22 protein-coding genes and 2 pseudogenes are annotated in these 23,178 nt (G+C 41.5%); 7 read left to right on the top strand and 17 right to left on the bottom strand.

The features are described 5' to 3' along the window. The first annotated feature begins 48 nt into the window (after positions 1–48). Positions 49–297, top strand: coding sequence for a hypothetical protein (locus tag RMZ42_RS32355; RefSeq protein ID WP_322675265.1), 249 nt, complete (start codon positions 49–51; stop codon positions 295–297). Positions 298–828: 531 nt separating this feature from the next. On the opposite strand, the gene RMZ42_RS32350 is transcribed toward RMZ42_RS32355, so the two are convergent. From RMZ42_RS32350 to surE, 8 genes and pseudogenes are all read right to left on the bottom strand, one after another. Beyond that, positions 829–969 carry a hypothetical protein gene (locus RMZ42_RS32350; protein WP_322675264.1) on the bottom strand — a complete coding sequence of 47 codons (141 nt, stop codon included), beginning with the start codon at positions 967–969 and terminating at the stop codon, positions 829–831. A 143-nt stretch (positions 970–1,112) separates the two neighbouring features. Beyond that, positions 1,113–3,905 carry a preprotein translocase subunit SecA gene (gene secA, locus RMZ42_RS32345; RefSeq protein WP_322675263.1) on the bottom strand — a complete coding sequence of 931 codons (2,793 nt, stop codon included), beginning with the start codon at positions 3,903–3,905 and terminating at the stop codon, positions 1,113–1,115. A 321-nt stretch (positions 3,906–4,226) separates the two neighbouring features. Then, the gene (locus RMZ42_RS32340; protein WP_322675262.1) at positions 4,227–4,814 is read right to left on the bottom strand and encodes a cytochrome C; all 588 of its coding nucleotides are present in this window, start codon (positions 4,812–4,814) and stop codon (positions 4,227–4,229) included. 184 nt (positions 4,815–4,998) lie between these two features. After that, positions 4,999–5,307 (bottom strand): annotated as a pseudogene (locus RMZ42_RS32335) (type II toxin-antitoxin system RelE/ParE family toxin). A gap of 259 nt (positions 5,308–5,566) precedes the next feature. Next, positions 5,567–6,475 (bottom strand): MoxR family ATPase, encoded by a 909-nt coding sequence (locus tag RMZ42_RS32330; protein WP_322675261.1) that lies wholly within the window; start codon positions 6,473–6,475, stop codon positions 5,567–5,569. Between the two features lie 235 nt (positions 6,476–6,710). Next, positions 6,711–7,787, bottom strand: a complete 1,077-nt coding sequence (locus RMZ42_RS32325; protein WP_322675260.1) for a bifunctional riboflavin kinase/FAD synthetase — start codon at positions 7,785–7,787, stop codon at positions 6,711–6,713. 132 nt (positions 7,788–7,919) lie between these two features. Beyond that, positions 7,920–8,816, bottom strand: coding sequence for an MBL fold metallo-hydrolase (locus RMZ42_RS32320; RefSeq protein WP_322675259.1), 897 nt, complete (start codon positions 8,814–8,816; stop codon positions 7,920–7,922). Between the two features lie 276 nt (positions 8,817–9,092). Next, the gene (gene surE / locus RMZ42_RS32315; RefSeq protein WP_322675278.1) at positions 9,093–9,899 is read right to left on the bottom strand and encodes a 5'/3'-nucleotidase SurE; all 807 of its coding nucleotides are present in this window, start codon (positions 9,897–9,899) and stop codon (positions 9,093–9,095) included. A 371-nt stretch (positions 9,900–10,270) separates the two neighbouring features. Here surE and pheS point away from each other — a divergent pair, with 371 nt between their 5' ends. The 4 genes from pheS (at position 10,271) to RMZ42_RS32295 (ending at position 12,807) form a co-directional block, all read left to right on the top strand. Then, positions 10,271–11,263, top strand: a complete 993-nt coding sequence (gene pheS, locus RMZ42_RS32310) for a phenylalanine--tRNA ligase subunit alpha (RefSeq protein WP_229490194.1) — start codon at positions 10,271–10,273, stop codon at positions 11,261–11,263. 44 nt (positions 11,264–11,307) lie between these two features. Next, a complete protein-coding gene (locus RMZ42_RS32305) occupies positions 11,308–11,523 on the top strand; it encodes a hypothetical protein (RefSeq protein WP_322675258.1) in 216 nt (71 codons plus the stop codon). Positions 11,524–11,867: 344 nt separating this feature from the next. Next, positions 11,868–12,452, top strand: a complete 585-nt coding sequence (locus tag RMZ42_RS32300) for a Uma2 family endonuclease (protein WP_322675277.1) — start codon at positions 11,868–11,870, stop codon at positions 12,450–12,452. A 112-nt stretch (positions 12,453–12,564) separates the two neighbouring features. Further along, positions 12,565–12,807, top strand: coding sequence for a DUF4926 domain-containing protein (locus RMZ42_RS32295; RefSeq protein WP_322675257.1), 243 nt, complete (start codon positions 12,565–12,567; stop codon positions 12,805–12,807). Between the two features lie 4 nt (positions 12,808–12,811). Here the strand turns inward: RMZ42_RS32295 and RMZ42_RS32290 are convergent, their stop codons facing one another. Next, the gene (locus RMZ42_RS32290) at positions 12,812–13,693 is read right to left on the bottom strand and encodes a pentapeptide repeat-containing protein (RefSeq protein ID WP_322675256.1); all 882 of its coding nucleotides are present in this window, start codon (positions 13,691–13,693) and stop codon (positions 12,812–12,814) included. A 451-nt stretch (positions 13,694–14,144) separates the two neighbouring features. On the opposite strand from RMZ42_RS32290, the gene RMZ42_RS32285 reads away from it, so the two are divergent. After that, entirely contained in the window at positions 14,145–14,492 is a 348-nt protein-coding gene (locus tag RMZ42_RS32285; RefSeq protein WP_322675255.1) for a hypothetical protein, read from the top strand. Positions 14,493–14,720: 228 nt separating this feature from the next. Here the strand turns inward: RMZ42_RS32285 and RMZ42_RS32280 are convergent, their stop codons facing one another. The 7 genes and pseudogenes from RMZ42_RS32280 to RMZ42_RS32250 form a co-directional block, all read right to left on the bottom strand. After that, positions 14,721–16,163 carry an ATP-dependent DNA helicase RecQ gene (locus tag RMZ42_RS32280; RefSeq protein ID WP_322675254.1) on the bottom strand — a complete coding sequence of 481 codons (1,443 nt, stop codon included), beginning with the start codon at positions 16,161–16,163 and terminating at the stop codon, positions 14,721–14,723. A gap of 138 nt (positions 16,164–16,301) precedes the next feature. Further along, a complete protein-coding gene (locus RMZ42_RS32275; RefSeq protein WP_322675253.1) occupies positions 16,302–17,045 on the bottom strand; it encodes a metallophosphoesterase in 744 nt (247 codons plus the stop codon). 72 nt (positions 17,046–17,117) lie between these two features. Continuing rightward, a pseudogene (locus RMZ42_RS32270) lies at positions 17,118–17,319 on the bottom strand (IS630 transposase-related protein); the annotation flags it as partial. A 119-nt stretch (positions 17,320–17,438) separates the two neighbouring features. Then, the gene (gene coaBC / locus RMZ42_RS32265) at positions 17,439–18,680 is read right to left on the bottom strand and encodes a bifunctional phosphopantothenoylcysteine decarboxylase/phosphopantothenate--cysteine ligase CoaBC (RefSeq protein WP_322675252.1); all 1,242 of its coding nucleotides are present in this window, start codon (positions 18,678–18,680) and stop codon (positions 17,439–17,441) included. Between the two features lie 101 nt (positions 18,681–18,781). Further along, positions 18,782–18,994, bottom strand: coding sequence for a DUF2555 domain-containing protein (locus tag RMZ42_RS32260; RefSeq protein ID WP_094351471.1), 213 nt, complete (start codon positions 18,992–18,994; stop codon positions 18,782–18,784). Between the two features lie 155 nt (positions 18,995–19,149). Continuing rightward, entirely contained in the window at positions 19,150–19,755 is a 606-nt protein-coding gene (locus RMZ42_RS32255; RefSeq protein ID WP_416211849.1) for an alpha/beta hydrolase, read from the bottom strand. A 211-nt stretch (positions 19,756–19,966) separates the two neighbouring features. Continuing rightward, complete coding sequence (locus RMZ42_RS32250; RefSeq protein WP_322675251.1) at positions 19,967–20,545, bottom strand: Uma2 family endonuclease; 579 nt, start codon at positions 20,543–20,545, stop codon at positions 19,967–19,969. A 227-nt stretch (positions 20,546–20,772) separates the two neighbouring features. Here RMZ42_RS32250 and purH point away from each other — a divergent pair, with 227 nt between their 5' ends. Next, positions 20,773–22,293: a bifunctional phosphoribosylaminoimidazolecarboxamide formyltransferase/IMP cyclohydrolase gene (purH, locus tag RMZ42_RS32245; RefSeq protein ID WP_322675250.1), complete on the top strand. Its 1,521-nt coding sequence runs from the start codon at positions 20,773–20,775 to the stop codon at positions 22,291–22,293. A gap of 366 nt (positions 22,294–22,659) precedes the next feature. Here purH and RMZ42_RS32240 read toward each other — a convergent pair whose 3' ends face one another. Then, on the bottom strand, positions 22,660–22,959 hold the full coding sequence (locus RMZ42_RS32240) for a hypothetical protein (protein ID WP_322675249.1): 300 nt from the start codon (positions 22,957–22,959) through the stop codon (positions 22,660–22,662). Positions 22,960–23,178 lie beyond the last annotated feature (219 nt).

The following is a 23,178-nucleotide window of genomic DNA, read 5'->3' as shown; positions in this document are numbered from 1 at the left end:
TTTTGATAACTTTCAGCAATACATTCGTTTTTCAAAGAGAGCTTTTTTATGGAACGATTAAGAATTTCCGATCTCAGTTTTTGTGAAGATGAAACTTCCGATCTTAGTCAAGTACAAGGGGGAGTTGCATCTGCTTACGCACGTAGCTATTCTACTGCTAAGAAAAGCAGTTATAAAGTAGACAAATTCGGTATTTCCGCTGAGATTTCAGGTGCTCTTGCTGGCGCTCTTGCTGGCGCTATTACTGATGGTGATAAAGCTATTGCATCTGCCAATACATCTGCAACAGCTTCCTAAAGCTTGCATAACCACATTGTAGGTAACTTTTATGGGCAATGTCCATAAAAGCTTCTTATAAATATTTCTATACCTCTATCTTATACCACATAGTAGTATAAGACAGTAGGTAAAAGTGACACTTCAACGTCGCTCACTGACCATGCTTGTTTTTGAGTTCAAAGCTTATGAAAAGTCAGCCCAGATAACAGCAGTAGATAATGCAATTCTGACTGTAAAAATTCATTAAAAATAGCTGTATTTGGCTATAGATGAATGTTAAAAATACAGCTAAAAAAGATTTGCATAAATTCTTGAATTGATTGTGCTGTATTTGCAGCTAACTTTCCTTTTACTAATGAACTTAACTCAATGGTAAGACTTACCAGTGGAAAACAAGCATGGTCTTTCTTCTATCTCTTAATTTTATGACAACTGTAAAGAGGATACTCTGGGTTTAAAACCATTAATTTTTATAACTATTTATTTGTATTTATTTAATGCTTATCTATCAGAGTGCAAAATCACAAAATCATTTGCATACCTAATGACTTAGGGTTCCCATAAATCAATTTTGTACCGATCTGAGTGGAATACGTAAGTAGGCGAGAAACCCGAAGAAATAAAACCTCGTTCTGCCAGAACTCGATCGATTCGATTTGTGATAGTAAGGGTAACTATTACTTGCTCCATTTGCTTACCCTGAAGACTTGGTAGTATCAGCTTACCCGTTTCAGCAAACTCCTGAAAACAAAATATTTTTGAGAGATGCCTTAAAACACAAAGACGCAAAAGCACTCCCTGCGCCTTTGTGTCTCTGCGTAATATATTCCTTACTACACCATCTCAGACGAAGCCTGCACTACCGGTTGCGGCTGTGGCTGGAACATGAACAACGAGTAAACAACGTCTCGGCGGATGTTAACCATCATATCCAAGAACAATTCATACCCCTCGCTCTTGTATTCAATTAGCGGGTCTTTTTGCCCATAACCACGTAATCCCACCGATTCGCGCAAGGCATCCATTTGTTGCAGGTGTTCGCGCCACAAGGTATCAATGCGTTGCAAGATAAAGAAGCGTTCTGCTTGGCGCATAAGTCCCGGTTGAACTTGGTCAATCTGCGCTTCTTTGAGGTCGTAAGCAATTCGTACCTGTTCGTGGAGGAAGGCTTTAATCTCGCTGACTGTAATATCTTCTAATTGACTAGCTTGTAAATCCGCTAGCAGATAGACGAATTCTTTGACTTTCTCAACCAACTTTTCTAACTCCCACTCTTCCGAGGGCAAGTCTATGTTGATATAAAAGTCAACGATGTCATCCATCGTTTTTTCAGCGTATTTAATCACCTGTTCTTTCAAGTCTTGACCTTCTAAAACTCGGCGGCGTTCGGCGTAAATAGCACGACGTTGATTATTCATTACCTCGTCATACTCAAATACCTGCTTCCGAATGTCATAGTAGTAGGTTTCAACTTTTTTCTGTGCGCCTTCCAAACTCCGGGTAAGCATCCCAGATTCGATGGGCATATCTTCTTCCACTTGGAAGGCATTCATTAACCCAGCGACGCGATCGCCACCAAAAATCCGCAGTAGGTTATCCTCTAAACTGAGGAAGAATCTCGTGGTTCCAGGGTCGCCTTGTCTTCCTGCACGTCCGCGCAACTGGTTATCAATCCGCCGCGATTCGTGGCGTTCTGTACCAATGACGTGCAAACCGCCGATACCCACTACCTCTTCATGTTCGCGGGTAGTAAATTGTTCGTATTCCTGTTTGACGCGGTTGTAAGCTTCCCGCAATTTCTGAATTACAGGGTCATCAATGGGGGCTTTTTCTGCGGCTACAGCTACCTTTTCTTCAGCTTCCAATTCTGGTAAACTGCGATCGCCATACTCACGCACTGCAATTTCTACTGCATCTTTGAGTAGTTTTTCTGTTTCTTTTGTCAACTGGGTCGGGAAAATTTCTGGCGAAGCCCGCCAAGTTTTGACTTTTTTACCAGGGACAAAGCCTTGACCACCACCATGTCCTGTAGGCAATCCGGCTGCTCTTTGCACGCCAAAGGCATCTTCATCTTCTGGCATGACGATTCGGGGCATGAAGTATTCCCGCAGCTTCAGACGTGCCATGTATTCTGAGTTACCACCCAAAATGATGTCTGTACCTCTACCAGCCATGTTAGTAGCAATGGTAACAGCACCTTTTCGTCCAGCTTGGGCGACAATTTCCGCCTCACGCTCGACGTTTTCCGGTCGGGCGTTGAGTAATTCGTGAGGAATCTTCAAATCCTTCAATAGGCGGCTGAGAAGTTCGGATTTTTCTACACTAGTGGTTCCTACTAAGACAGGTCTGCCGAGTTGGTGCATTTCGGCACATTCTCCGGCGATCGCTCCCCACTTACCTGATTCTGTCTTGAACACCATATCAGACAAATCTTCGCGTCTGCGATCGCGGTTGGTGGGAATTACCGCAACTTCAAGTTTGTAAATTTTTTCAAATTCTGGTTCTTCGGTTTTTGCCGTTCCTGTCATTCCACCGAGTTTTGGATACAACAAGAACATATTTTGGTAAGTAATGGTCGCTAGAGTTTGAGTTTCTGGCTGAATCTCTACGCGTTCTTTTGCTTCAATCGCCTGGTGTAATCCATCACTCCAACGCCGACCGGCTAGCACCCGACCAGTAAATTCATCCACAATTACTACTTCACCATTGCGGACGATGTAATTTACATCTTTGAGGAAAAGTTCCTTGGCTTTAATTGCATTAAAAATGAAGTGCGCCCAAGGATCTTCTGGGTCAAATAAATCTGTGACTCCTAAAAGATTTTCCGATTCGGCAAACCCTTCATCTGTCAATAGAACGTTGCGAGCTTTTTCATCCACATCGTAATGCTCGTCTTTTTTGAGTGTGAATGCTATTTCAGCGGCTTGCAGATATTTTTCTGTAGGTCTTTCCACCTGCCCAGAAATAATCAGTGGTGTCCGCGCCTCATCAACTAAAATCGAGTCCACCTCGTCAATTACGCAATAATTAAACGGGCGTTGTACCACATCTGCCATTGATGTCGCCATGTTATCCCGCAGATAGTCGAAGCCGACCTCGCTGTTGGTAACATAAGTGATATCGCAGTCGTAGTTTTTCTGGCGTTCATTAGGAGTCATGCTTGACTGAATTAGCCCCACACTCAGCCCCAAAAAGCGATGCACCTGCCCCATCCATTCAGCGTCCCGACGAGCTAGGTAATCGTTTACGGTGATGACGTGTACACCTTTACCAGTAAGGGCGTTTAAGTAACTTGGCAAGGTAGCGACTAGTGTTTTACCTTCACCAGTTTTCATCTCGGCAATTTGCCCCACGTGCAAAATAATACCACCAAGGAGTTGGACATCAAAATGCCGCAAGCCTAATACTCGCCGTGCTGCTTCCCGAACAACGGCGTAAGCTTCTGGCAATATGTCATCTAGGGTTTCGCCTTTAGCGAGCCGTTGTTTAAATTCGACGGTTTTACCTTTTAACTCATCATCGGAAAGAACCTTAATTTCTTCCTCTAAAAGGTTAATTTCAGTAACAGAAGGTTGGTATTTTTTAAGCTTACGAGCGTTGGGGTCGCCCAACAAAAGTTTTAGCATGGCAGGTTATAGAACTGAATCAAGGGGGATGGGAATTAAAGGGTCGGCATTGATTATAAACATTTAACCCAGCCCAAACGTCTTGGTCGTGGATGGGTGTGAAATGAGAATTACCTCAAAAGCAGGATAAAAACTAGCCAATCATTTAATAAACTGATTGGTTTGAACTCTTATCTTATATTTACTCTTTCTTCATAGTATCATTTTGCCCCCAGATGGGGCCAGAGAGGGTGTGGGGGAATAGAGTTAGGAGTTAAGAGTTATGAGTTATGAGTTATAAGTTATGAATTTTTCAACTCCTCACTTCTAACTCCTCACTCCTCACTTCCACTCTGCTGTCAGGCGGCGGAAATTGTAATCATTAGCACTGGGGTGACAGCTGACACAGCTGCCAATCTGGACGGGACGTGGTAAATCAACTCCTGGATGCAAAGCTTTGAAATAACGCGAGTTGTTGAGGCGATATGGTGTTTCTTCGTCGTCTAGCTGCACGCGGGAGAAAGTCGAAAGATATTTCCACACCAAGATGCGTTGCGGATCGACTAAAGGCTGGAGTTGTGCGCCGTAGTGCTGCGAGTCTTGCAGGATATTTTTCCAAGTTTGGGTAGGTAAAACGGCTGGCGGTATGGCAATGTGACATTTGGAGCAGTTTTCTAAATAAAGTTCTTGCCCCAATTGGTATTGTGCAGGTACTACATCAACAGTGCCAATTTCCGCGGGAGGAGTCGCACTTTGGGCGTTAGTTGCCAAAGCTAGAAGCCAGCCCATAGCTAAACTCCACGTTATAATTACCAGAAGTAAACCGAAAAATTGGCGTTTGAACTCACGTTCGGCGCTTGGCTGTAGCGCTTGGCGTTGGCGTAGCCCGCCGTAGGCATCGCGGATTTTGCGCTTAACAAAAATTGACATTCCTCACATTCCCAAATATTTAAAAGTGGCGCTTGTGCTAATCATAAGACTTACGCAGTATTGACAGTGTTTCAAATTTTGTGTAAGTAGTTTTGTCAGCAACACATCTTTTATATTGACAACAGTAATATAAATATCTATTCAGCACACCACTGATTATGCAAGGAAAAGTATTCTAGTAGTTTTAACCTGACTCACTATAAAAATCAGCCACAATATCTCGGATTTCATTTGCACCAATATCTTCTCGGACAGATTTGGAAGAAATCGTTAGTAGCAAAATACTTGTAGGTGACTCAACTTGATAAATCAATCGGTATCCAGCACTCTTACCTTTTTGGATACTACTGTTACGAACTCTCACCTTATAAACAACATACTCCTCACCAATGCCCGCAATTCTATCTCATACAATATTTCCTTGTTGTAATTGCTCAATAATTGGTTGAACATCAGAGCGAATATTGCGAAATTTTTTTGAAAGGTCACGCAAGTTTTATTTATATTCAGGAGTTAAATCGATGAATACCGATAGCTGTTCATTCGGCATCAATTCCCTCCCACATTTGAGATAATGGCAAGCGTTGCCCTGTTTTAGCTTGCTGCAAAGCTCTCCTCAAACTAGCTTTAATCTCCTCAACGGGGGTATCATCAGGGTCAAGCTCTTCTGCTTCTGCTTGTTCTGGAACGCAAGAAATGCAGTTACCGCTACCTTGGATAGCTGTTTTTTAGATCGTCGAAGTCACTTTGCATTAAGGAATAGAAACCGATCGCAATAATCGCTCAACAACAGTTCTTGAATTGCGCCCTCCTCTAGGAATAAGTCGATGGCACAGAACATAAGGGACAAGAAATTTCACATCATCGGGAATGGCATAATCACGCCCTAATAGAAAAGCTAAGGCTTGAGCAGCCCGTTGTAATGCTAATGTGCCACGGGGACTGACACCAAGGGCGATTTCCTCGTCTTGACGTGTTGCCCGTACCAATTCGAGAATGTATTGTTGCAAGGAAGTTGCTACTTTTACTTGAGAGCAGAGATAACGCAATTCCTGCACTTCTGCCAAGGTAATACAAGGCTGCAAATTAGCAACTTTGATACCATTTTGGAGATTTTGTAGCATCAGGAGTTCTTCTGCCTCAGAAGGATAGCCCAAACTCAGCGACAACATAAACCGATCCATTTGCGCTTCTGGCAGAGGAAAAGTACCTTGATACTCGATAGGGTTTTGAGTAGCAATTACAAAGAAGGGCTGAGGAACTGCACGAGAGACACCATCAACTGTTACCTGATGTTCCTCCATAACTTCCAATAAAGCTGACTGAGTGCGGGGTGTGGCGCGGTTAATTTCATCAGCCAATAGCACATTAGTAAAGACTGGCCCAGGCAAAAAAGTAAATTCGCCGCTTTTTGGGTTCCAGATGTTGGTGCCGGTAATATCAGTTGGCAGTAAATCGGGAGTGCATTGTAGCCGTTGAAACTTGCCATCCAGCGAGCGAGCTAAGGATTTAGCGAGTAGGGTTTTACCAACACCAGGAACATCTTCTAAGAGAGCATGACCACCACCTAGCAATGCTACTAGCACTAAGCGTATTGCCTCAGCTTTGCCAACGATGGTAAGAGCCAGATTTTGTGTTAAAGCGTCGATTTTTTCTCTCATGCGTTGTGGGGAGTGAGGAGTGTGTAATGGGGAGTTGGGAGTTAGGAGTTAGGAGTTATAAGAATTCTTCCCTAATGCCCAATGCTCAATTTTCCTAAATACATTGTTCCCACTTAGAACTCGTAACTCTGCCAATTTTAGATTTTGAATTTTGAATTTTGGATTGAAATAAAAATCTAAAATCTAAAATCCAAAATTGAATGACTCCAAACTCCTAACTCTTAACTCCTAACTTTTAACTTTCCGCTCCAGCACTCAAAACTTCTCTAGCAACAACGCAGTCAAGTTGAATTTGTGTTTTCAGGGCTTCGAGAGAAGGAAATTTTTGTTCGGGGCGCAAAAATTTAACTAGTTGCACAACCAGTTTTTTGCCATACAAATCACCAGACCAATCGAATAAATGTACTTCCGCAGATGAATAAGTACCGTTTACAGTTGGACGATTACCGATATTCATGACACCCAAGTTCTCACTAGGAGCGGTATCTGTTGTTTCATTGAGAGTGAAAACACGGACAGCGTAGACTCCTTGGCGGGGCAAAAACTTTTCTTTTGGTAGTTGGAGGTTAGCGGTGGGAAAGCCAATTGTTCTGCCCAATTGTTGACCTTGAACGACATCACCAAGAAGGGCGTAAGGGCGTCCTAGTAACAGATTTGCGTTTTCGATGTCTCCCTGCTCAAGGTTTTGGCGGATCAATGAAGTGCTAATACGGGCATCTTGAGTCGGAGTAGTACTGACGCAACTGGTTTGGGTGGACGAATCACCTGTATAAGTTTGTAAGGGAACGATGGTAACGGGAATATTGTGCTTGGCGGCGAGTAATTGCAAATCTTGAGCAGTACCACTGCGCTTTTCGCCAAAACAAAAATCCTGCCCGATGCTAATTCGTTGGCATCGCAGTTGTTGCACGAGAATTTTTTCGACAAATTCTTCGGGGGTCAACGCAGACAATTCTTTATCAAAGGGTAGTAATACCAGTTGTTCTACCCCAAGCGATCGCAATTGTTGGACTTTTTCATCCAGTGGCGTTAACAAAGTTCGGGGTTGCCCTGTAAAGAACTCCTGTGGATGGGGGTCAAAGGTGACAACTGTTGAATAAGTATATTCTTGATTTGTCAGTTGATTTTCCTTTGAGTGCGGACTACTAGCTACTGATAAGTGACCACCAGCGTGCAAGACTGGTTGAATTACCCTTTGATGACCAAGATGAACGCCATCAAACTTGCCAAGGGCAACAGCAGTCGGCGTTAGTAGCCCAACGCTAGAAAAAGCAACCCGCACAGAACACCCATTTTTAGACAAATTTAGCACGTGGATTCTGAGATTTTAGGTTTATTTTAGCTCTCAGCAGGAAGCTACCCTATGGTAAACCGCCTTCAGGAGCGCTGAAAGCCTCTGATCACCAATCTAATCTAAAATCTCCAATTCCTCCGATCGCAATCTTTAAGTAGAAAACTTGCTAACAGGAAAAGATTCTGATAAGACAACTGAGGTCGGAACCTGAAGTACCAATCCTTCCCGTGCCATAATCGCACCAGGAAATTTTTCAGCGGCTTCTTTGCCGACACGATCCAAAAAGTCGTCATCGTGCGCCGGGTCGTGGTGGTAAATCACCAGAGTTTTGACGTTAGCGGCTTGTGCCACTTTTACAGCTTCTTGCCAAGTAGAATGCCCCCAGCCAATTTTCGGGGATTTTGGCGAGTGGTATTCCTCGTCTGTGTAGGTAGAATCGTAAACCAGAATGTCAGCATTACGAGCTAACCACAACACATTGTCATCGAGTCGATCGGGAAAATGTTCGGTATCAGTGATGTAAGTAGCTGCACCACCACGCCAGTTGACGCGGTATCCAACAGCTTCACCTGGATGGTTTAAAGGTGCTGTTTCTACGGTAAGGTCATCAATGTGGATTGGTTGCCCTGGCCGAATGTCGTAGAAATTTAAATTAGCTTGCATAATCTGCAAGGGTACGGGAAAGTTCGGGTGCAACATTTGATCGTTGAGGCGCTGTTCTATGGTAGAACCATCAGGTGCGATCGCGCCGTAAATATGAAAGTCATTCCCCTTTACAAACCCTGGCGTAAAGAAGGGAAAACCTTGCATGTGATCCCAGTGAGAGTGAGTAAAAAATATGTGAGCTTCTAACGGCATTTGGCGCAACAGAGATTGCCCCAAAACATGTAGTCCCGTGCCAGCATCGAAAACTAAGCGTTTATCGCCCGCTTGCATTGATATGCAAGGGGTATTACCGCCGTAACGAACAGTGTGTGGCCCAGGGCTGGGGATGCTGCCACGAACGCCCCAAAATTGTACGGTAAATTGATTCTCTATCCTAGACATGGGTGTTGCTTGCTGGACTGAGCGGGCGATAAATGAAAGAATTGTTACTTCTTTTGTTGAAGTTTATGCTGTCTCACTGATTTTGCTTGAGGAAGGATTTCTTGGTAAAACAGCATATCCTGTTTCTGGCTGATTGTGTAAATGTGAATGAAAGACGTCAGTTAGAATTTTTTAGGTTTTGGGGTGAATGTGTATCGCTTATTTCAAGAGTGCCCTTACGTTATAGCCTACATTTTTCGTGATGTATTTGAATAACCCCATTTTTGTCCTGATAAATTAAATGATTCCAGGAAAATTGAATTCCCAATCTGATAATTTATCTAATCCAGTTGCGTAAGTAAGATTGTATTGTAATGGAGTGATACTGATGTAGTTTTTACGTACAACTTCCACATCTGTAGGTACATTTTGAGGCAGATTTAATCCGCTTGGGAGTTCCACATCCTCAACTACCTCTCCGGTTAACCAGTAGTACGTTTTTCCACGAGGATCGACTCGTTTATTAAACACATCAATGTAATGCCGTAGGCCTTGACGGGTGAGAGCAACTCCGGCAATTTCTTCCCATTTGACCGCAGGAATATTGACGTTGAGCAACATTAAATCTGGCAGCGGTTTTTGGGCTAACTGGTCTACGAGAACTGTGGCAAACTTAGCAGCAGCTTGAAAATCTTTAGATGTGTGACTCATCAGACTCAGCGCTACGCTGGGAATGCCTTCAATTAAACCTTCCATTGCCGCAGAAACAGTGCCAGAATACAGAATTTCAGTTCCCAAATTCGCACCTTGATTAATACCAGAGAGAACTAAATCCGGGGGAGTTTCTAGCAAAGCCCACAGCGCCAATTTGACGCAATCTGAAGGCGTACCATCACAAGCCCAAGCTTTGACAGTAGGATGAAAAATCTCTTCAACAATTTCGGCGCGAATCGGTTGGTGTAAAGTTAACCCGTGTCCAGTTGCCGATCGCTCTCGATCGGGACAAACTACACTCACATCATGACCAGCCTCTGCCAAATAGTTGGCTAGGGTACGAATCCCCAAGGCAGAAATGCCATCATCGTTGCTAATTAGTAATTTCATGGTCATTAGTCATTGGTCATTGGTCATTGGTCATTAGTCATCGATCATTAGTTATTAGTTATTTGTTATTAGCCATTTGTCAATGTCTGAGGTCACAATCAGCAAAAAAATATTTATACTCACTAGAGAGTGTGGCGGAATTTTGCCTACTTTTAAGACAAGTTGCTCAATCTCCAAGTCTGGTTAAGTGAGATGTTAGCTGGATTTACACGACCGCTGTACTAGCCCAATCGTCTATAACTGATAAACAGAGGTTTGGTTTCAACCCTCACCTTTAGCTGATGTTAATGCTATGACTGTAAGTTTATTTATCGACCAGTTCACAGCTTTTGACTATAGACTAATGACAAATGACCAATGACTAATAACTAATGACTAGCAATTTAGAAGCTCAACTTTTAGCACTGCGGCAAGAAGGAGAAAAAGCGATCGCAGCCGCCGACACCTTAGAACGTCTGGAGGAACTCAGAGTTAACTATCTGGGTAAAAAAGGGGAACTGGGGGCACTGTTGCGAAGTATGGGGCAAATGAGTGCAGAGGAACGACCAAAAATTGGAGCGATCGCCAATACAGTCAAAGAATCCCTGCAAACTAGTCTAGACCAGCAACGTGCTGCCTTAGAAGCCGCGCAAATTCAAGCTTTGCTAGAGGCGGAAACTCTGGATGTAACTATGCCGGGAATTTACAGCCCCCAAGGTCGGATTCATCCTCTCAACGGCATTATCGACCGGGCGCTGGATATCTTTGTCGGTATGGGCTACACCGTGGCTCAAGGGCCAGAGATGGAAACAGATTATTATAATTTCGAGGCTCTCAACACCCCGCCAGATCACCCCGCCCGTGATATGCAGGATACCTTCTACTTGCCAGATGGTAATCTTTTACGGACTCATACCTCATCAGTGCAAATTCGTTACATGGAAAGAGAAGAACCACCGATTCGGGTTGTGGCTCCAGGGCGAGTTTATCGGCGAGATAATGTAGACGCGACTCACTCAGCAGTTTTCCATCAAATAGAACTTTTAGCCATTGATGAGGGACTAACTTTTACAGACCTCAAAGGCACAATTAAGGTATTTTTACAAGCAATATTTGGCGATTTACCAATTCGCTTCCGCGCTAGTTATTTCCCGTTTACCGAACCTTCGGCTGAAGTAGATTTGCAGTGGAATGGGCGCTGGCTGGAGGTGATGGGCTGCGGGATGGTCGATCCAAATGTACTTAAGTCTGTGGGTTATGACCCAGAAGTTTATACAGGGTTTGCTGCCGGTTTTGGTGTAGAACGCTTTGCAATGGTGTTACATCAAATCGATGATATTCGTCGCTTGTATGCTAGTGATTTGCGGTTTTTGCAGCAATTTTAGGCATACGTAATAGTTATGTACTGCAAACAAGGTAAGAATAAATAATGACTTCAGTTTCCAGGTTAGATCAAGTTCTAGAAAGCATCGAAGACTTATCAGTAGATGAACAAGAGACATTAATTGATCTGATAAGTCATAGGTTGGCAGAACGGCGGCGATCTGAAATTGCTGCTAATATCGCTCAAGCACAAGTAGAATACCAGTCGGGAAAAGTGTTCCGTGGTACAGTTACTCAAATAATGGATGAGTTACGCAAGTGATAACTGTAGTTTTGGCATCATCGTTTAAACGAGCATTTAAGCGATTGGTACGACGACAGCCAGAATTATAAGAGCGGATTGGAGAGCGGTTAGCACTACTAACCGCCGATCCATTTGATCCATTGTTGCAGACTCATAAACTTAAAGGCAAACTGTCTGGAGCTTGGGCGTGTTCAGTGGACTATGATTGTCGCATTGTCTTTAACTTCGTGCAAAATATAGAATCTGGGGAAGAGGAAATTTTGCTAATTGATATTGGCACTCATGACGAAGTGTACTGAGTTTTAAATGCTGTTCTAGTATTTTCCTACTGACAAATTTTGGATTTAGGATTGAATAATTCAATGACTGCGATCGCTGGCAAACGCCTAACACTTGAGGAATATTTGAAGTATGATGATGGCACGGATAGCCAATATGAACTGGTGGCAGGTGAGTTAGTTGCAATGCTACCTGAAAGCCCGAAAAATGTCCAGATATCTCTCTTTTTGCTAGTAAATTTCCTCAAGTTCGTCCCAGTTAATCGGTTAAGTAACAAAGTTGAAATTGTTGTTGCTGGTTCTCGTGCGACAACTCGCATTCCTGATTTAGTTGTGCTGACGGATGAACTTGCAACCGCCTTAGAAGGTGCAACGCGATCTACAATCACTTTGGATATGCCTCCTCCAGCATTAGTTGTCGAAGTTGTTTATCCTGGCAAAGCTAATGAAGATCGAGACTATCGCTACAAACGTTCCGAGTATGCCGCAAGGGGAATTGCTGAATATTGGATTATCGATCCACAAATAAATGTAGTTACCGTATTGATATTAGTTGACGGGTTTTATGAAGAAACCAGATTTACAGGAAACAGTGCGATCGCTTCTACGATTTTCCCAGAATTTCAGCTAACTGTAGAGCAAGTACTTAATGCTGGAGAAAGCAATTAGTGAGTTGTCTGCGAGGGATTAATGGCGTTGAACTCAATATCTTAACCATTTGGATGGTTGCAAACGATACAACCAAATTTGTCACCTTAGTGCCAGATTAAGGAGCCAACTCATGAAGGTACAGCACCCCCTATTCTCTCAAGTTGCCTTAGCACAAGACTTACCAGAATACAATCTAAAGCGAGGAAATGTTGCAACAATTGTGGAATATTACCCCATGCCTGAAGGGGAAGAGGACGGGTATAGTCTGGAAGGGTTTGATCTGCCCCATGTGACGATCGAAGTACCAGCATCTCAAATTATCCCCATTGCCCAGTGGCAGCAAGAAGAAATGATTTTAGCTTTTCATAGATAAAATTTTATTTTCTTTCTTTACGCGAATTTACTTTCCGCTCTGGTCTGATGACCGAATGAACATATCTTTCAAAACATCCTTCTAAATTGGCTCCTTTGAAGTTAACTTCTTTCAATTTAGTTTTCTTTAAATTGGCTCCTTTCAAATTGGCTCCACCTAAATTTGCACCCCACAAACTAGCTTTACTCAGATTTGCTCCCTGTAAATTAGAATATGTTAAGTTTGTATCCCACAGTCTAGCTCCTTGAAGATTTGCCCTTTGAAGGTTAGCTCTACTCAAGTTGGCATCTCTCAGATTAGTATTTTGTAGGTTTGCTCCTTCGAGATTAGCTCCATGAAAATTGATACCACTTAAGTTTGCTCCTTGGAGATTAGCATTTTGTAAGTCAACGTATGCTAGATTAGTCTTTTCAAGTAAACTATATGAACTAATTAAAGATACCACTCTCTGAGCAGTATCCAAATTTGGTGATCGAATGTACAAATGAGAGTTGGATTTGCAAGTATTGTTTAACAGCTTTACCTCATTATCATCAATTTCTTCTAAAGTTTTTACAAGATTGTCATATAGCTCATAGCGCAACCACCAAATACACCACTCATCAAAACTAAAAGTATTCAAGATAGTTTGCAAATCTTTTTTTATAAGGTTGATTATATCAGTCCATTCACTATTTACTAATTCTACACCTATCAAAAGCGCCAAATTTTCTCGCACTTGATCTGATTCAAGTAAATTAGCAATTTTATAGACTATTTGAGTCTCATTATCTACTTTTATTAGCCTACAACGAGCGATCTCCAATAAAATAGCTTTTGCAAAAGCTTCGAGTGAGTTTAGTGAAAAATCTGTAATTAATTGATTCTTATCAAAGATGTGTACCATTTTTAAACTCCCCAAACACACATTGTAGATGCTTGACTTGTGCCTCTTATTCAGTTTTCCCATTAGCGGGTGCTAAATCACACGTATAAACTTCGATTAAAAATAAATAATATTGGTAAACCAGATGAAGCTATCTAAGAGGTGCAAGGGCGCACGTTTCTTGTGCTGTCGCTGCTATTGCTTCTGGTAAAAGCCTTGATATATACGCCTCAAGATACTTAGAATTTTGCACTAAAAGTAAGTAAACATGAGCAAACAAATATATATTTAGTTTTGTAAAAATGGTGAAATAACGTATTTGTAAGGTGGGTGCTAAATTTACATACTTATAAATTTTCTCGCCCGCTTACTTGGTATCTTTTCTAGTTCTCAATTTAAGTCTATTTACGATATGTCATTAGCCAAATTTTATTTATACTACAAATGTAGTCATTAAATTTGCTATATACTCATGAACGCCATTGAAATAATAAATTTTACTTTATCAAAATATAAATTAGATCCTAGCAATCCACATTATTTAGTCATAGTAGATGCAATGCAAAAGTATCAGGCTAATCCTCCTGATATCATTAATAATGATATGAGGGATGCAAAGTATAGATCAAAGTATGAAAATTTAACAACAAATAAACAGTTTGATTTTGAAAAAGATAGATTAATCAGTTTAGATGATTTATTTTATAAATTTATCAGGTGTCCTAACGGTATAACTTCTGAGAATTTTAAACAAGCATTAACAGAATATGAAAATGAATTTATAAAAAATACTAACATTATAGATCCATTTGACATTTAGCGATTTTCTGGTTTAGCAAAGCCATCAGCTGATGAAATTAGGAATCAGTTGTTGGATGGATAAATCCTTCCAAATTAAAAATATTCAGGTGGTCGGTGAATGACACTAACCACCATTTTGAGACTTTATTTAACTATTCCTGAATGACCGGGAATATCTGCCAAAGGTTCAAATCTTCCACCTAAGTATTTGCCGAGAAACTCCTCTGCGATCGCAAGCAATCTCAGTTTAGCGGCAATTGTCGCAATGTCCGCAACGCAGGTTAGCAGCTTCTTTATCAAAACCAAAGGCATTTAACAAAAACTGCCAACGACACTGCTTAGTTGTTAGGTATTGCTGCATCTGTTTAGCAGCGTGTAATTGCGTCGGTGGCTGATTTCCGGCTTTTTGCCCAATGCTGTAATGGAAAGGATCGAGCCAGTTTAGCTGACCATTGCTATGGAGTAAAGCTAGCGCCGTTGCACCTTCGGGAAATTGTCGAGTTACTGCATTCACTTCTCCCTGTTTTGGTAATTTTTTCACAAGTTGCTGCGCTATTTGTTGTTGCGATCGCATTTGCTCTTGAAAAAATTCCTGTCTTTGCTTATCCCCTGAATCTAACCACCCTGTAGGTTCACTCACCAATGTCAACGCTTCTGCTGGTTTCCCATCCCTTCCAGCGCGGCCAATTTCTTGCACATATTCAGATAGCAGATGTGGTGCGTGAAAATGGGCAACCCAGCGAACATCACTTTTATTTATCCCCATGCCAAACGCACAGGTGCAAACCACAAATGGCATTTTACCACTTAACCAGCTTGCTTCTACTTCACGGCGTTCAGTTGCACCCAATCCCGCATGATAACTAGCTGTAGCAAAACCCATCTCTGCTAACCATTGGGCTAAATCTTCGCTATCTCTCCGAGTGCGAACATAAACTAATCCCGATTGTTGCGGTCTATTTTGAATAAACTTTAATAATTGTTGTTTCCTACCTCGTGGTGTCCAAGCGATGCGAACGCTGGGATGCAAATTCGGACGGTAAGGATTCAAGCGGAAAATCTCTGGTTGCTGTAATTGTAAAACTGTTTGAATAGTTTTTTGGGCTGAGGGGTCAGCAGTAGCGGTAAAAGCGGCGATACTGATTTTTGTTCCTGGTGGTTTTGATTTGAGCAATGCCGGACGCACCGCCCCTAATCTGCGATAAGCTGGGCGAAAAGTATCACCCCACTGCACTAAACAATGAGCTTCATCTAAAATCAAACCATTAATTTGCAATTGCGGGTGGCATAATCTTTCCCACACTGGGACACTGAGCAAAGTTTCGGGCGATAAATAAAGTAATCTTAGCTGTTGACGTTCTAAAGCTTGCAGAGTTGCACGGCGTTGAGATGAAGACAATTCACTATGTAAAAGCGCTGCTTTTTGGTGGCTTTCTCGTAGTTCCTGAACTTGGTTTTCCATCAACGCCACCAAGGGCGAAACTACTAAAGTTAATCCTGTTTGTAGCAGTGCAGGAAGTTGAAAGCAAATTGACTTACCACCACCTGTAGGCATAATAATCAGTGCATCTTTTTGTGCCAATAAACTGCTGACAATTTCTCCTTGTGGTGGACGGAAATCTTCATAACCCCAAATTTGTTTGAACGCAGCGCGAACTTCTTGCCAAGATTTTGTTATAGGCTGATTCATAATCAATTGTAGATACACCCATATCATTGAATGCTGAATATAGCCTTTGTTATCCAGTTAATGGTTCAGTAATTTCATCATCTTAACTGAACTGTATTGAGGTAGAAAGCGGGTTTCTCCTGGCTCCTGAACTATTTATTAAATCTCTACTGATAATCCTGGATTAAAATAATTATTTGGTTCATCTGGATAACCACGCGGATTACAAATAACGCGAGTCAAACCGATTTGATAATCTAATTGATTGTGAATGTGGCCATGAATCCATAATAATGCTCCAGACTCCTCAACTAAGGTATCAAGATTTGAAGCATAAGCAGCACTTAAAATATCTTCTTTATATTGAAAAGGTATAGACTTTGTACTAGGAGCATGATGACTGATAATTACATTTTTACCAGACAAGCCAGATAATGTATTTTTTAACCAATTAACTGAGTTTTTACAAATTATGGCTGTGTCAATAGTTCTTAATTTTGAGTATTGAGGACTTAATCTAATTTTCTTGTAATCGTTCATGACTTGACTAGCTTCTACACCTGCCATACGTGGTTCACCAAACAGTTTAAAATCAGTCCATAAGGTACAACCTAAAAAATTTACATCCTCAATGGTAACTAAATCATTCTCTAGAACATGAACATTAGTTCCTAATGAATAATCTTTCAGTTTCTCAACAAGTCTTGGATAAGCACTTCCATAGTATTCATGATTACCTAATACATATATCACTGGTTTATTGGGAATATTTTGAATTGCCCATTTTATTCCTCTTTCTCTTAAATCAATATCTCCAGCTAAAACAACAATATCCGCATTTATATCAGGAGTATTAAAGGGTTTAAATTCAAGATGCAAATCACTTAATATGTGAATTTTCATGCTAATTCTATAATTGCATTGACAGAACGAAAGAAAATCATGATGCGTTTAAATCCCAATGCTATAGCAGCAGTCAGTAATTTTGTGACCATTACAAGAGTGGTTGATTTGGTAAGGCTTTATAATCTCCCGTGCTGACTTTTCGTTGAAGCCAAAGGTTGATTGTATTTCGACTGATTTGAAAAACTTGAGCCGCTTTACTCTTGTTCATCCCGTCTAACTCAATTGCCTGAATTACCTTCTGACGTAAGTCGTAACTGTAGGGTTTTGGCACGATCTGTTCTTGTACTGAATGTTTAGTCAGTATCCAATCGGACTTTAATCAGAGATTATACCGTTTGTCCTAACCATCTTGGCGGTTGCTATACCTCTACTTTCTGCAAAATTGAAAATCTAAAATTCGGTAATGACAAAATCAAATAATTGATGCGCCATTTCTAATTTAGAACAAGGTGCAATTTTTACCTGATTTCCTTGACTATCTAAAAATATCGCTTGATTATTATCGCTACCAAAACCACTATCAGCTCGATCGATGGGATTGGCAACAATAGCATCGAGTTTTTTATTGTGTAACTTTTCTAATGCAGGTTTGACAATATCGCCAGTTTGTGCAGCAAAACCAATTAATCTTTGATGCGGCTGTTTGAGTTGTGCTAACTGGGCAACTATATCCGGTACTGCTTCCAAAGGTAAAGCTTGGGGAAGCGATCGCTTGGGCAATTTCTCTGTACTATAATCTCGTGGCTTCACATCTGCCACGGCTGCTGACATCACAATTACATCAGCATTGGGTAAACATTCCACCATCACGTGCTGCATTTCGTCTGCACTAACAACGGGAATTGCTTGTACTCCCAATGGTACATCCCAATTAGCTGGGCCATGTACCAAGGTGACGTTTGCGCCTCGATGAAATGCGGCTTGCGCTAAAGCTAATCCCATTTTACCTGTAGAAGGATTACCAATAAATCTCACCGGGTCAAGATACTCTCGCGTTCCTCCAGCACTAATTAAGACTCGTTTACCTACTAAATCTCGTTTGCCTTGAGTGTGTAACAGCGATTGGATGTGAGCCAAAATTTCTGGAGGTTCTGCTAATCTACCAGCACCAACGCGATCGCACGCTAACAATCCTGATGCTGTATTCATCCCATGATATCGGCTATCGATTAATAGCTGTTGCCAATTTCGCTGCACCGATCGCTGTTCCCACATATCAGTATTCATTGCGGGTGCTAACAGCACCGGACAAGTAGAAGCCAGCACAGTATTTGTGAGTAAATTATCTGCCATCCCGTAGGCTAGCTTTGCTAATGTATTAGCTGTCAAAGGGGCAATTACCATAATATCTGCCCATTCACCCAACTCAATATGCAACGGACGAGAGTGAGTTGGTTGCCAAAAATCATCATCTGTGTAGGCGGGATGACGAGATAGGGTGGATATTGTCAGAGGCGTGATAAATTCTTGCGCCGAACGGGTGAGGATGACTCGGATTTCCACCCCAGTTTTAAACAGCGTCGAAACCAATTCACAGATTTTGTAGGCGGCGATACCGCCACCTACACCAATGAGAACCCTGTTCAATTTTAGATTTTGGATTTTGGATTTTGGATTTAAAGGAGATTGCATTGGTACTTTCGGATTAAGCAAGTGAGACATTAACCCCTGATAATCTCTGATTGTAGCCAGTTGACCCCAATCTAAAATCTAAAATTTAAAATCCAAAATTGTTACGCTTCATCGTAGGGTTCCAAGTCTAAGAGGTAGATATAGGGTTCAACTAACTCTGGACGCTGAAATGCGATCGCTCGCAATAGATGCCAATCATTTAAACCCTCAAAAGCATTACTATAATTATCCAGTTCCAGACGTGTAGCTAGTTCTTCTACTTCTACTGCACTCATGGCAGCAATTTCTTTTTGGGAAATGCTTAGAGTTGTCATAATACTTGCCCCTCCCTTATGCAGCACTCGCCTTCAGCATGGGTTAAGTTGCGCTCTTTCGCAGCCACCCAATATATATTACTCATTAGAAGTCATTAAGTTCGTGAAAATTGTCAGAATTTGTACCAGAATTTATAAAAAATTCGTAATCCTGACTAAGCAATTGTATTTACAACGAAATTTCGTAGCACCTCTAACGTTTTTGGATCTATTTCATGCCCCATATCAAATTCGTGGTATTCTACCGCCACTCCAAGAGACTTGAGAGTTTCTCGTGCCTTCAAAGCAGCTTGCAGGGGCACAACTTCATCATATTTACCGTGAGTGATTAAAGTCGGCCCAATCCCACTTTTAGCTGCCGTTAGCGCGTCAGGATGTAAATACCCGCTCATGACAACTAAACCTGCTAAGGGCAATTTTGAGCCGACATCTAAAGTCATTGCTCCGCCTTGAGAAAATCCACTCAAAATGGTACGTGACAAAGGTATGCCAGTGGTACTTTCTAAAGATTCCAAGAAATCTGTTAGCAGTTGCCGACTTTCTGCCAAACCTTGATACATATTTTCCCCCCGCAGCTCATACCATGCCCTCCCTATCGGGGAATAGGGATAAGGATAAGGTGCATTGGGCAATACAAACTGGTAATCGGGTAAGTTGAGCAATGGTAACAAAGATGCTACATCCTCAGCATTAGCACCCCAACCATGCAAAGTGACAATTAAGCCTGCTGCGGGTTGAGAAGTTGCTGTGGGAACGGTAATGGCTTGTAAAGACAGAGGTTTACTCCTAAAATTCTACTTTTATACATAGATCCTATCTCTTTAAGCAGACTTAGTATTTAGTGGCATTTGCTGTTTTACATTAACTATTTGTTCTCTGCTTCATCTTCAAGTAGGATCGTATTGAGAAGATTCAGTTCGCTAGATGCCATAAAGTAGCGATCGCTAAAAACTGTTGATTCCTGATGAAACTTTAGGGATTTAATCCAGCTTGTTGAAAGATTGCATGAGGCGTAATTTCCAATTCAGGTAGTAAATCATTAGTAATTATTTGATGAGATCGATAAGTAATTGGTAAAGAAGATGGTGCAAATACAGTTACAGTTCTAGCTTTTGTATCAACCACCCAAACACGATAAACACCAGTATTTAGATAATCAGTCGCTTTTTCGGCAATTTCACCAAAAGTTTGACCAGGTGAAATGATTTCGATGACTAATTCAGGTGCGACAGGACAAGCTTCGTCTAATAGCCAATCAGCAGGAAGACGGTTATAAGAAATATAGGTCAGATCGGCTACAGGCATCCAATCTTGTTGATTTCGCGTTAGTTTAATTGCCCATTCAATCACAACCCGACCTTTTGCTTGTGCCCATCTAGACAGTAGTATAAATAAAGCACCAGTAGTCGAGCCATGAAAAAATTTTGGTGACATCTCATTATCTTTATATTTAGGTACAGCTTCACCATTAACAAACTCGTATGTAATATCTCCTTCGGGAAGTGCGAGAAATTCTTCTAGGGTGAGGCGTTGATTAGAAGACTGAACCATAAGTGTTATGTGGAAAAAGATGCTTACTTTTAGTTTAGGCGATCGCAAATATTAGAGACTAAGCCTACTTAGTCCTTATTTCCAGCATTTTCGACAGTGCTAACTGTGGGGGATGTAAGCAGATAAATTACACGAGTCAATATTATTCCTCATGGTCTTGAAGTGAACCAAGGCTTATGCAAAACTTGAGATCCTTCGCTTCTAGCCTACTTTTAAGGAATCGATCAATGGCGCGTCTAGCCCTGCTGAGTGTATCTAACAAAACTGGTTTAATTGACCTCGCCCGTAGCTTGGTTGAAGAATTCGACTTTGATTTAATCAGCAGTGGGGGAACAGCCCAAGCACTCAAAGATGCTGGACTCCCAGTTACTAAGGTTACTGATTATACAGGTTCGCCAGAAATTTTAGGTGGTCGAGTTAAAACGCTACATCCCCGAATTCATGGCGGAATTTTGGCACGGCGGGATGTTCCTCAAGATATTACAGATTTGGAAAATAACCAAATTCGCCCGATTGATTTAGTGGTGGTGAATCTTTATCCTTTTGAGGAAACTATTGCTAAACCAGGGGTAACATTATTAGAGGCTGTTGAACAAATTGATATCGGTGGCCCGGCTATGCTACGGGCATCATCGAAAAATTTCGCCCATCTGGCTGTATTATGCGATCCCGCACAGTATGACGAGTATTTAGAGGAATTGCGGCAAAATAACGGCGAAGCATCCCTAGAGTTTCGGCAAAAGGCGGCATTAAAAGGATTCTCGCACACTGCTAGCTACGATCGCGCGATCGCATCTTATCTCGCCCAAGCAGAGCAGTACACCCTTAGCGGCACACAATTGCAATCTCTGCGTTACGGCGAGAACCCTCATCAACCCGCCACTTGGTATCAAACTGGTACTACCCCAACAGGATGGGCAGCTGCTACAAAATTGCAAGGCAAAGAACTTAGTTACAATAATTTAGTTGATTTAGAAGCTGCACGCCAAATTATTGCGGAATTCACTGATACCCCAGCAGCAACGATTATCAAACATACAAATCCCTGTGGTACGGCATTGGGAAATACTATTTCCGAAGCGTATCAAAAAGCTTTCAACGCCGATTCTACTTCTGCCTTTGGTGGAATTGTCGCACTCAACCGTCCGATTGATGCGGCTACAGCTAGCGAGTTAACTAAAACATTTTTAGAGTGTGTGGTTGCACCAAGTTGTGAAGCTGAAGCTCAAGAAATCCTAGCAAAGAAATCTAACGTGCGGGTTTTGACTCTAGCTGATTTGAGCAGTGGCCCTAAGGATACAGTGAAAGCGATCGCAGGTGGTTTTCTTGTCCAAACTAGCGATGATATAATTGCTGACACCAGTCAATGGCAAATAGTTACCGAACGTCAACCCACCGACAGCGAATTAGCCGAATTGCTGTTTGCGTGGAAAGTTTGCAAACACGTTAAATCGAATGCCATCGTTGTCACAAGCGATCGCACTACACTAGGAGTAGGTGCTGGTCAAATGAACCGCGTCGGCTCAGTTAAAATTGCTCTAGAACAAGCTGGAGAAAAAGCCAAAGGTGCGACTCTCGCCAGCGATGGATTTTTCCCCTTTGATGATTCAGTCAAAACAGCCGCAGCCGCAGGAATTACAGCCATTGTCCAACCTGGGGGAAGTTTGCGCGATAAAGATTCTATCATTGCTGCCAACGAACTGGGCTTACTGATGGTATTAACTGGTGTACGTCACTTTTTACACTAAATCATTGCTTATTAGGTGTGCAGTTTACAAAGTGTCACACTAAATACTTTCTTTATAATTGAAGCAATGATATTATCTAATCGTGTGTGAGGAGCAAGTTAAAAATAAAAAGCGCCTGGGGTGGAAACACGGCAACACTCCCAAGCGCTTTTTAATTTGTCAGAAATTGGATTGCTTATGCAGTTTTGAAAATGTCACTCAATATACTTGCCATTTGATAGAAGTAGTGATATTATCTATTTGTGTGTGAGGAGCAAGTTAAGAATAAAAAATGTCTGGGGTGGAAACACGGCAACACTCCCAGGCATTTTTTAATTTCTATATAAAAATTATAGAAATTAACGCTTCCAAAATAATTTCATATTTTTACTTCCAGTTAAAGACACGAATATTGTTAAAGTTAATCACGTCGACTTCTACACTCGGAAGATAATTTGCTAGCTTGAAGTCATCAGTTAGGACAAGATACTTACCTTTAGATAAAGTTAGGATTCCACTGTCAGTAAGTCCAAATTTGATAAATTTTTCAGTATTAACAGCATCTAAACTCTTTATATAGTATTCATCCAACATATCAGCATTTTGAACAAATAGAGCAAATATTGTAAAGCACTGAGAACGTTCAGGTTCAACAAGTTTATCGACAAAGTTAGAGACTTCAGTCAAAATATTTGGGGTTATTACAAGTTTCCGAAATTTGCTAATGATTCCTACCAGAAGATCGTAATCTTCTGGTAGGAATTGCTGCGTTCGATTAAATCGGGTTATTCTTTCTCGATTGACCGTCCCAACAAAGTAAAGAAGTAGGATATTTGTATCAATTAAAATTCCGGCGTTGCATAAATGCGGGATGAATCATGGAAACACGGGTATTTCTCTATACTT

The organism is Nostoc sp. DedQUE05 (genome assembly GCF_034530955.1).
Classification (GTDB): domain Bacteria; phylum Cyanobacteriota; class Cyanobacteriia; order Cyanobacteriales; family Nostocaceae; genus Nostoc.
The sequence above is the reverse complement of the archived record's forward strand: the minus strand, read 5'-3'. Positions and strand labels throughout refer to the sequence as shown.

Excerpts from the sequence above, each read along its gene's own strand:
- RMZ42_RS32330 (WP_322675261.1), bottom strand. The coding sequence starts at position 6,475 with ATGAGAGAAAAAATCGACGCTTTAACACAAAATCTGGCTCTTACCATC.
- RMZ42_RS32280 (WP_322675254.1), bottom strand. The coding sequence starts at position 16,163 with ATGAATCAGCCTATAACAAAATCTTGGCAAGAAGTTCGCGCTGCGTTC.
- pheS (WP_229490194.1), top strand. The coding sequence starts at position 10,271 with ATGACTAGCAATTTAGAAGCTCAACTTTTAGCACTGCGGCAAGAAGGA.
- surE (WP_322675278.1), bottom strand. The coding sequence starts at position 9,899 with ATGAAATTACTAATTAGCAACGATGATGGCATTTCTGCCTTGGGGATT.
- coaBC (WP_322675252.1), bottom strand. The coding sequence starts at position 18,680 with ATGCAATCTCCTTTAAATCCAAAATCCAAAATCCAAAATCTAAAATTG.
- RMZ42_RS32320 (WP_322675259.1), bottom strand. The coding sequence starts at position 8,816 with ATGTCTAGGATAGAGAATCAATTTACCGTACAATTTTGGGGCGTTCGT.
- RMZ42_RS32275 (WP_322675253.1), bottom strand. The coding sequence starts at position 17,045 with ATGAAAATTCACATATTAAGTGATTTGCATCTTGAATTTAAACCCTTT.
- RMZ42_RS32305 (WP_322675258.1), top strand. The coding sequence starts at position 11,308 with ATGACTTCAGTTTCCAGGTTAGATCAAGTTCTAGAAAGCATCGAAGAC.
- RMZ42_RS32340 (WP_322675262.1), bottom strand. The coding sequence starts at position 4,814 with ATGTCAATTTTTGTTAAGCGCAAAATCCGCGATGCCTACGGCGGGCTA.
- purH (WP_322675250.1), top strand. The coding sequence starts at position 20,773 with ATGGCGCGTCTAGCCCTGCTGAGTGTATCTAACAAAACTGGTTTAATT.
- RMZ42_RS32290 (WP_322675256.1), bottom strand. The coding sequence starts at position 13,693 with ATGGTACACATCTTTGATAAGAATCAATTAATTACAGATTTTTCACTA.
- RMZ42_RS32300 (WP_322675277.1), top strand. The coding sequence starts at position 11,868 with ATGACTGCGATCGCTGGCAAACGCCTAACACTTGAGGAATATTTGAAG.
- RMZ42_RS32350 (WP_322675264.1), bottom strand. The coding sequence starts at position 969 with ATGGAGCAAGTAATAGTTACCCTTACTATCACAAATCGAATCGATCGA.
- secA (WP_322675263.1), bottom strand. The coding sequence starts at position 3,905 with ATGCTAAAACTTTTGTTGGGCGACCCCAACGCTCGTAAGCTTAAAAAA.
- RMZ42_RS32295 (WP_322675257.1), top strand. The coding sequence starts at position 12,565 with ATGAAGGTACAGCACCCCCTATTCTCTCAAGTTGCCTTAGCACAAGAC.
- RMZ42_RS32260 (WP_094351471.1), bottom strand. The coding sequence starts at position 18,994 with ATGACAACTCTAAGCATTTCCCAAAAAGAAATTGCTGCCATGAGTGCA.
- RMZ42_RS32285 (WP_322675255.1), top strand. The coding sequence starts at position 14,145 with ATGAACGCCATTGAAATAATAAATTTTACTTTATCAAAATATAAATTA.
- RMZ42_RS32250 (WP_322675251.1), bottom strand. The coding sequence starts at position 20,545 with ATGGTTCAGTCTTCTAATCAACGCCTCACCCTAGAAGAATTTCTCGCA.
- RMZ42_RS32355 (WP_322675265.1), top strand. The coding sequence starts at position 49 with ATGGAACGATTAAGAATTTCCGATCTCAGTTTTTGTGAAGATGAAACT.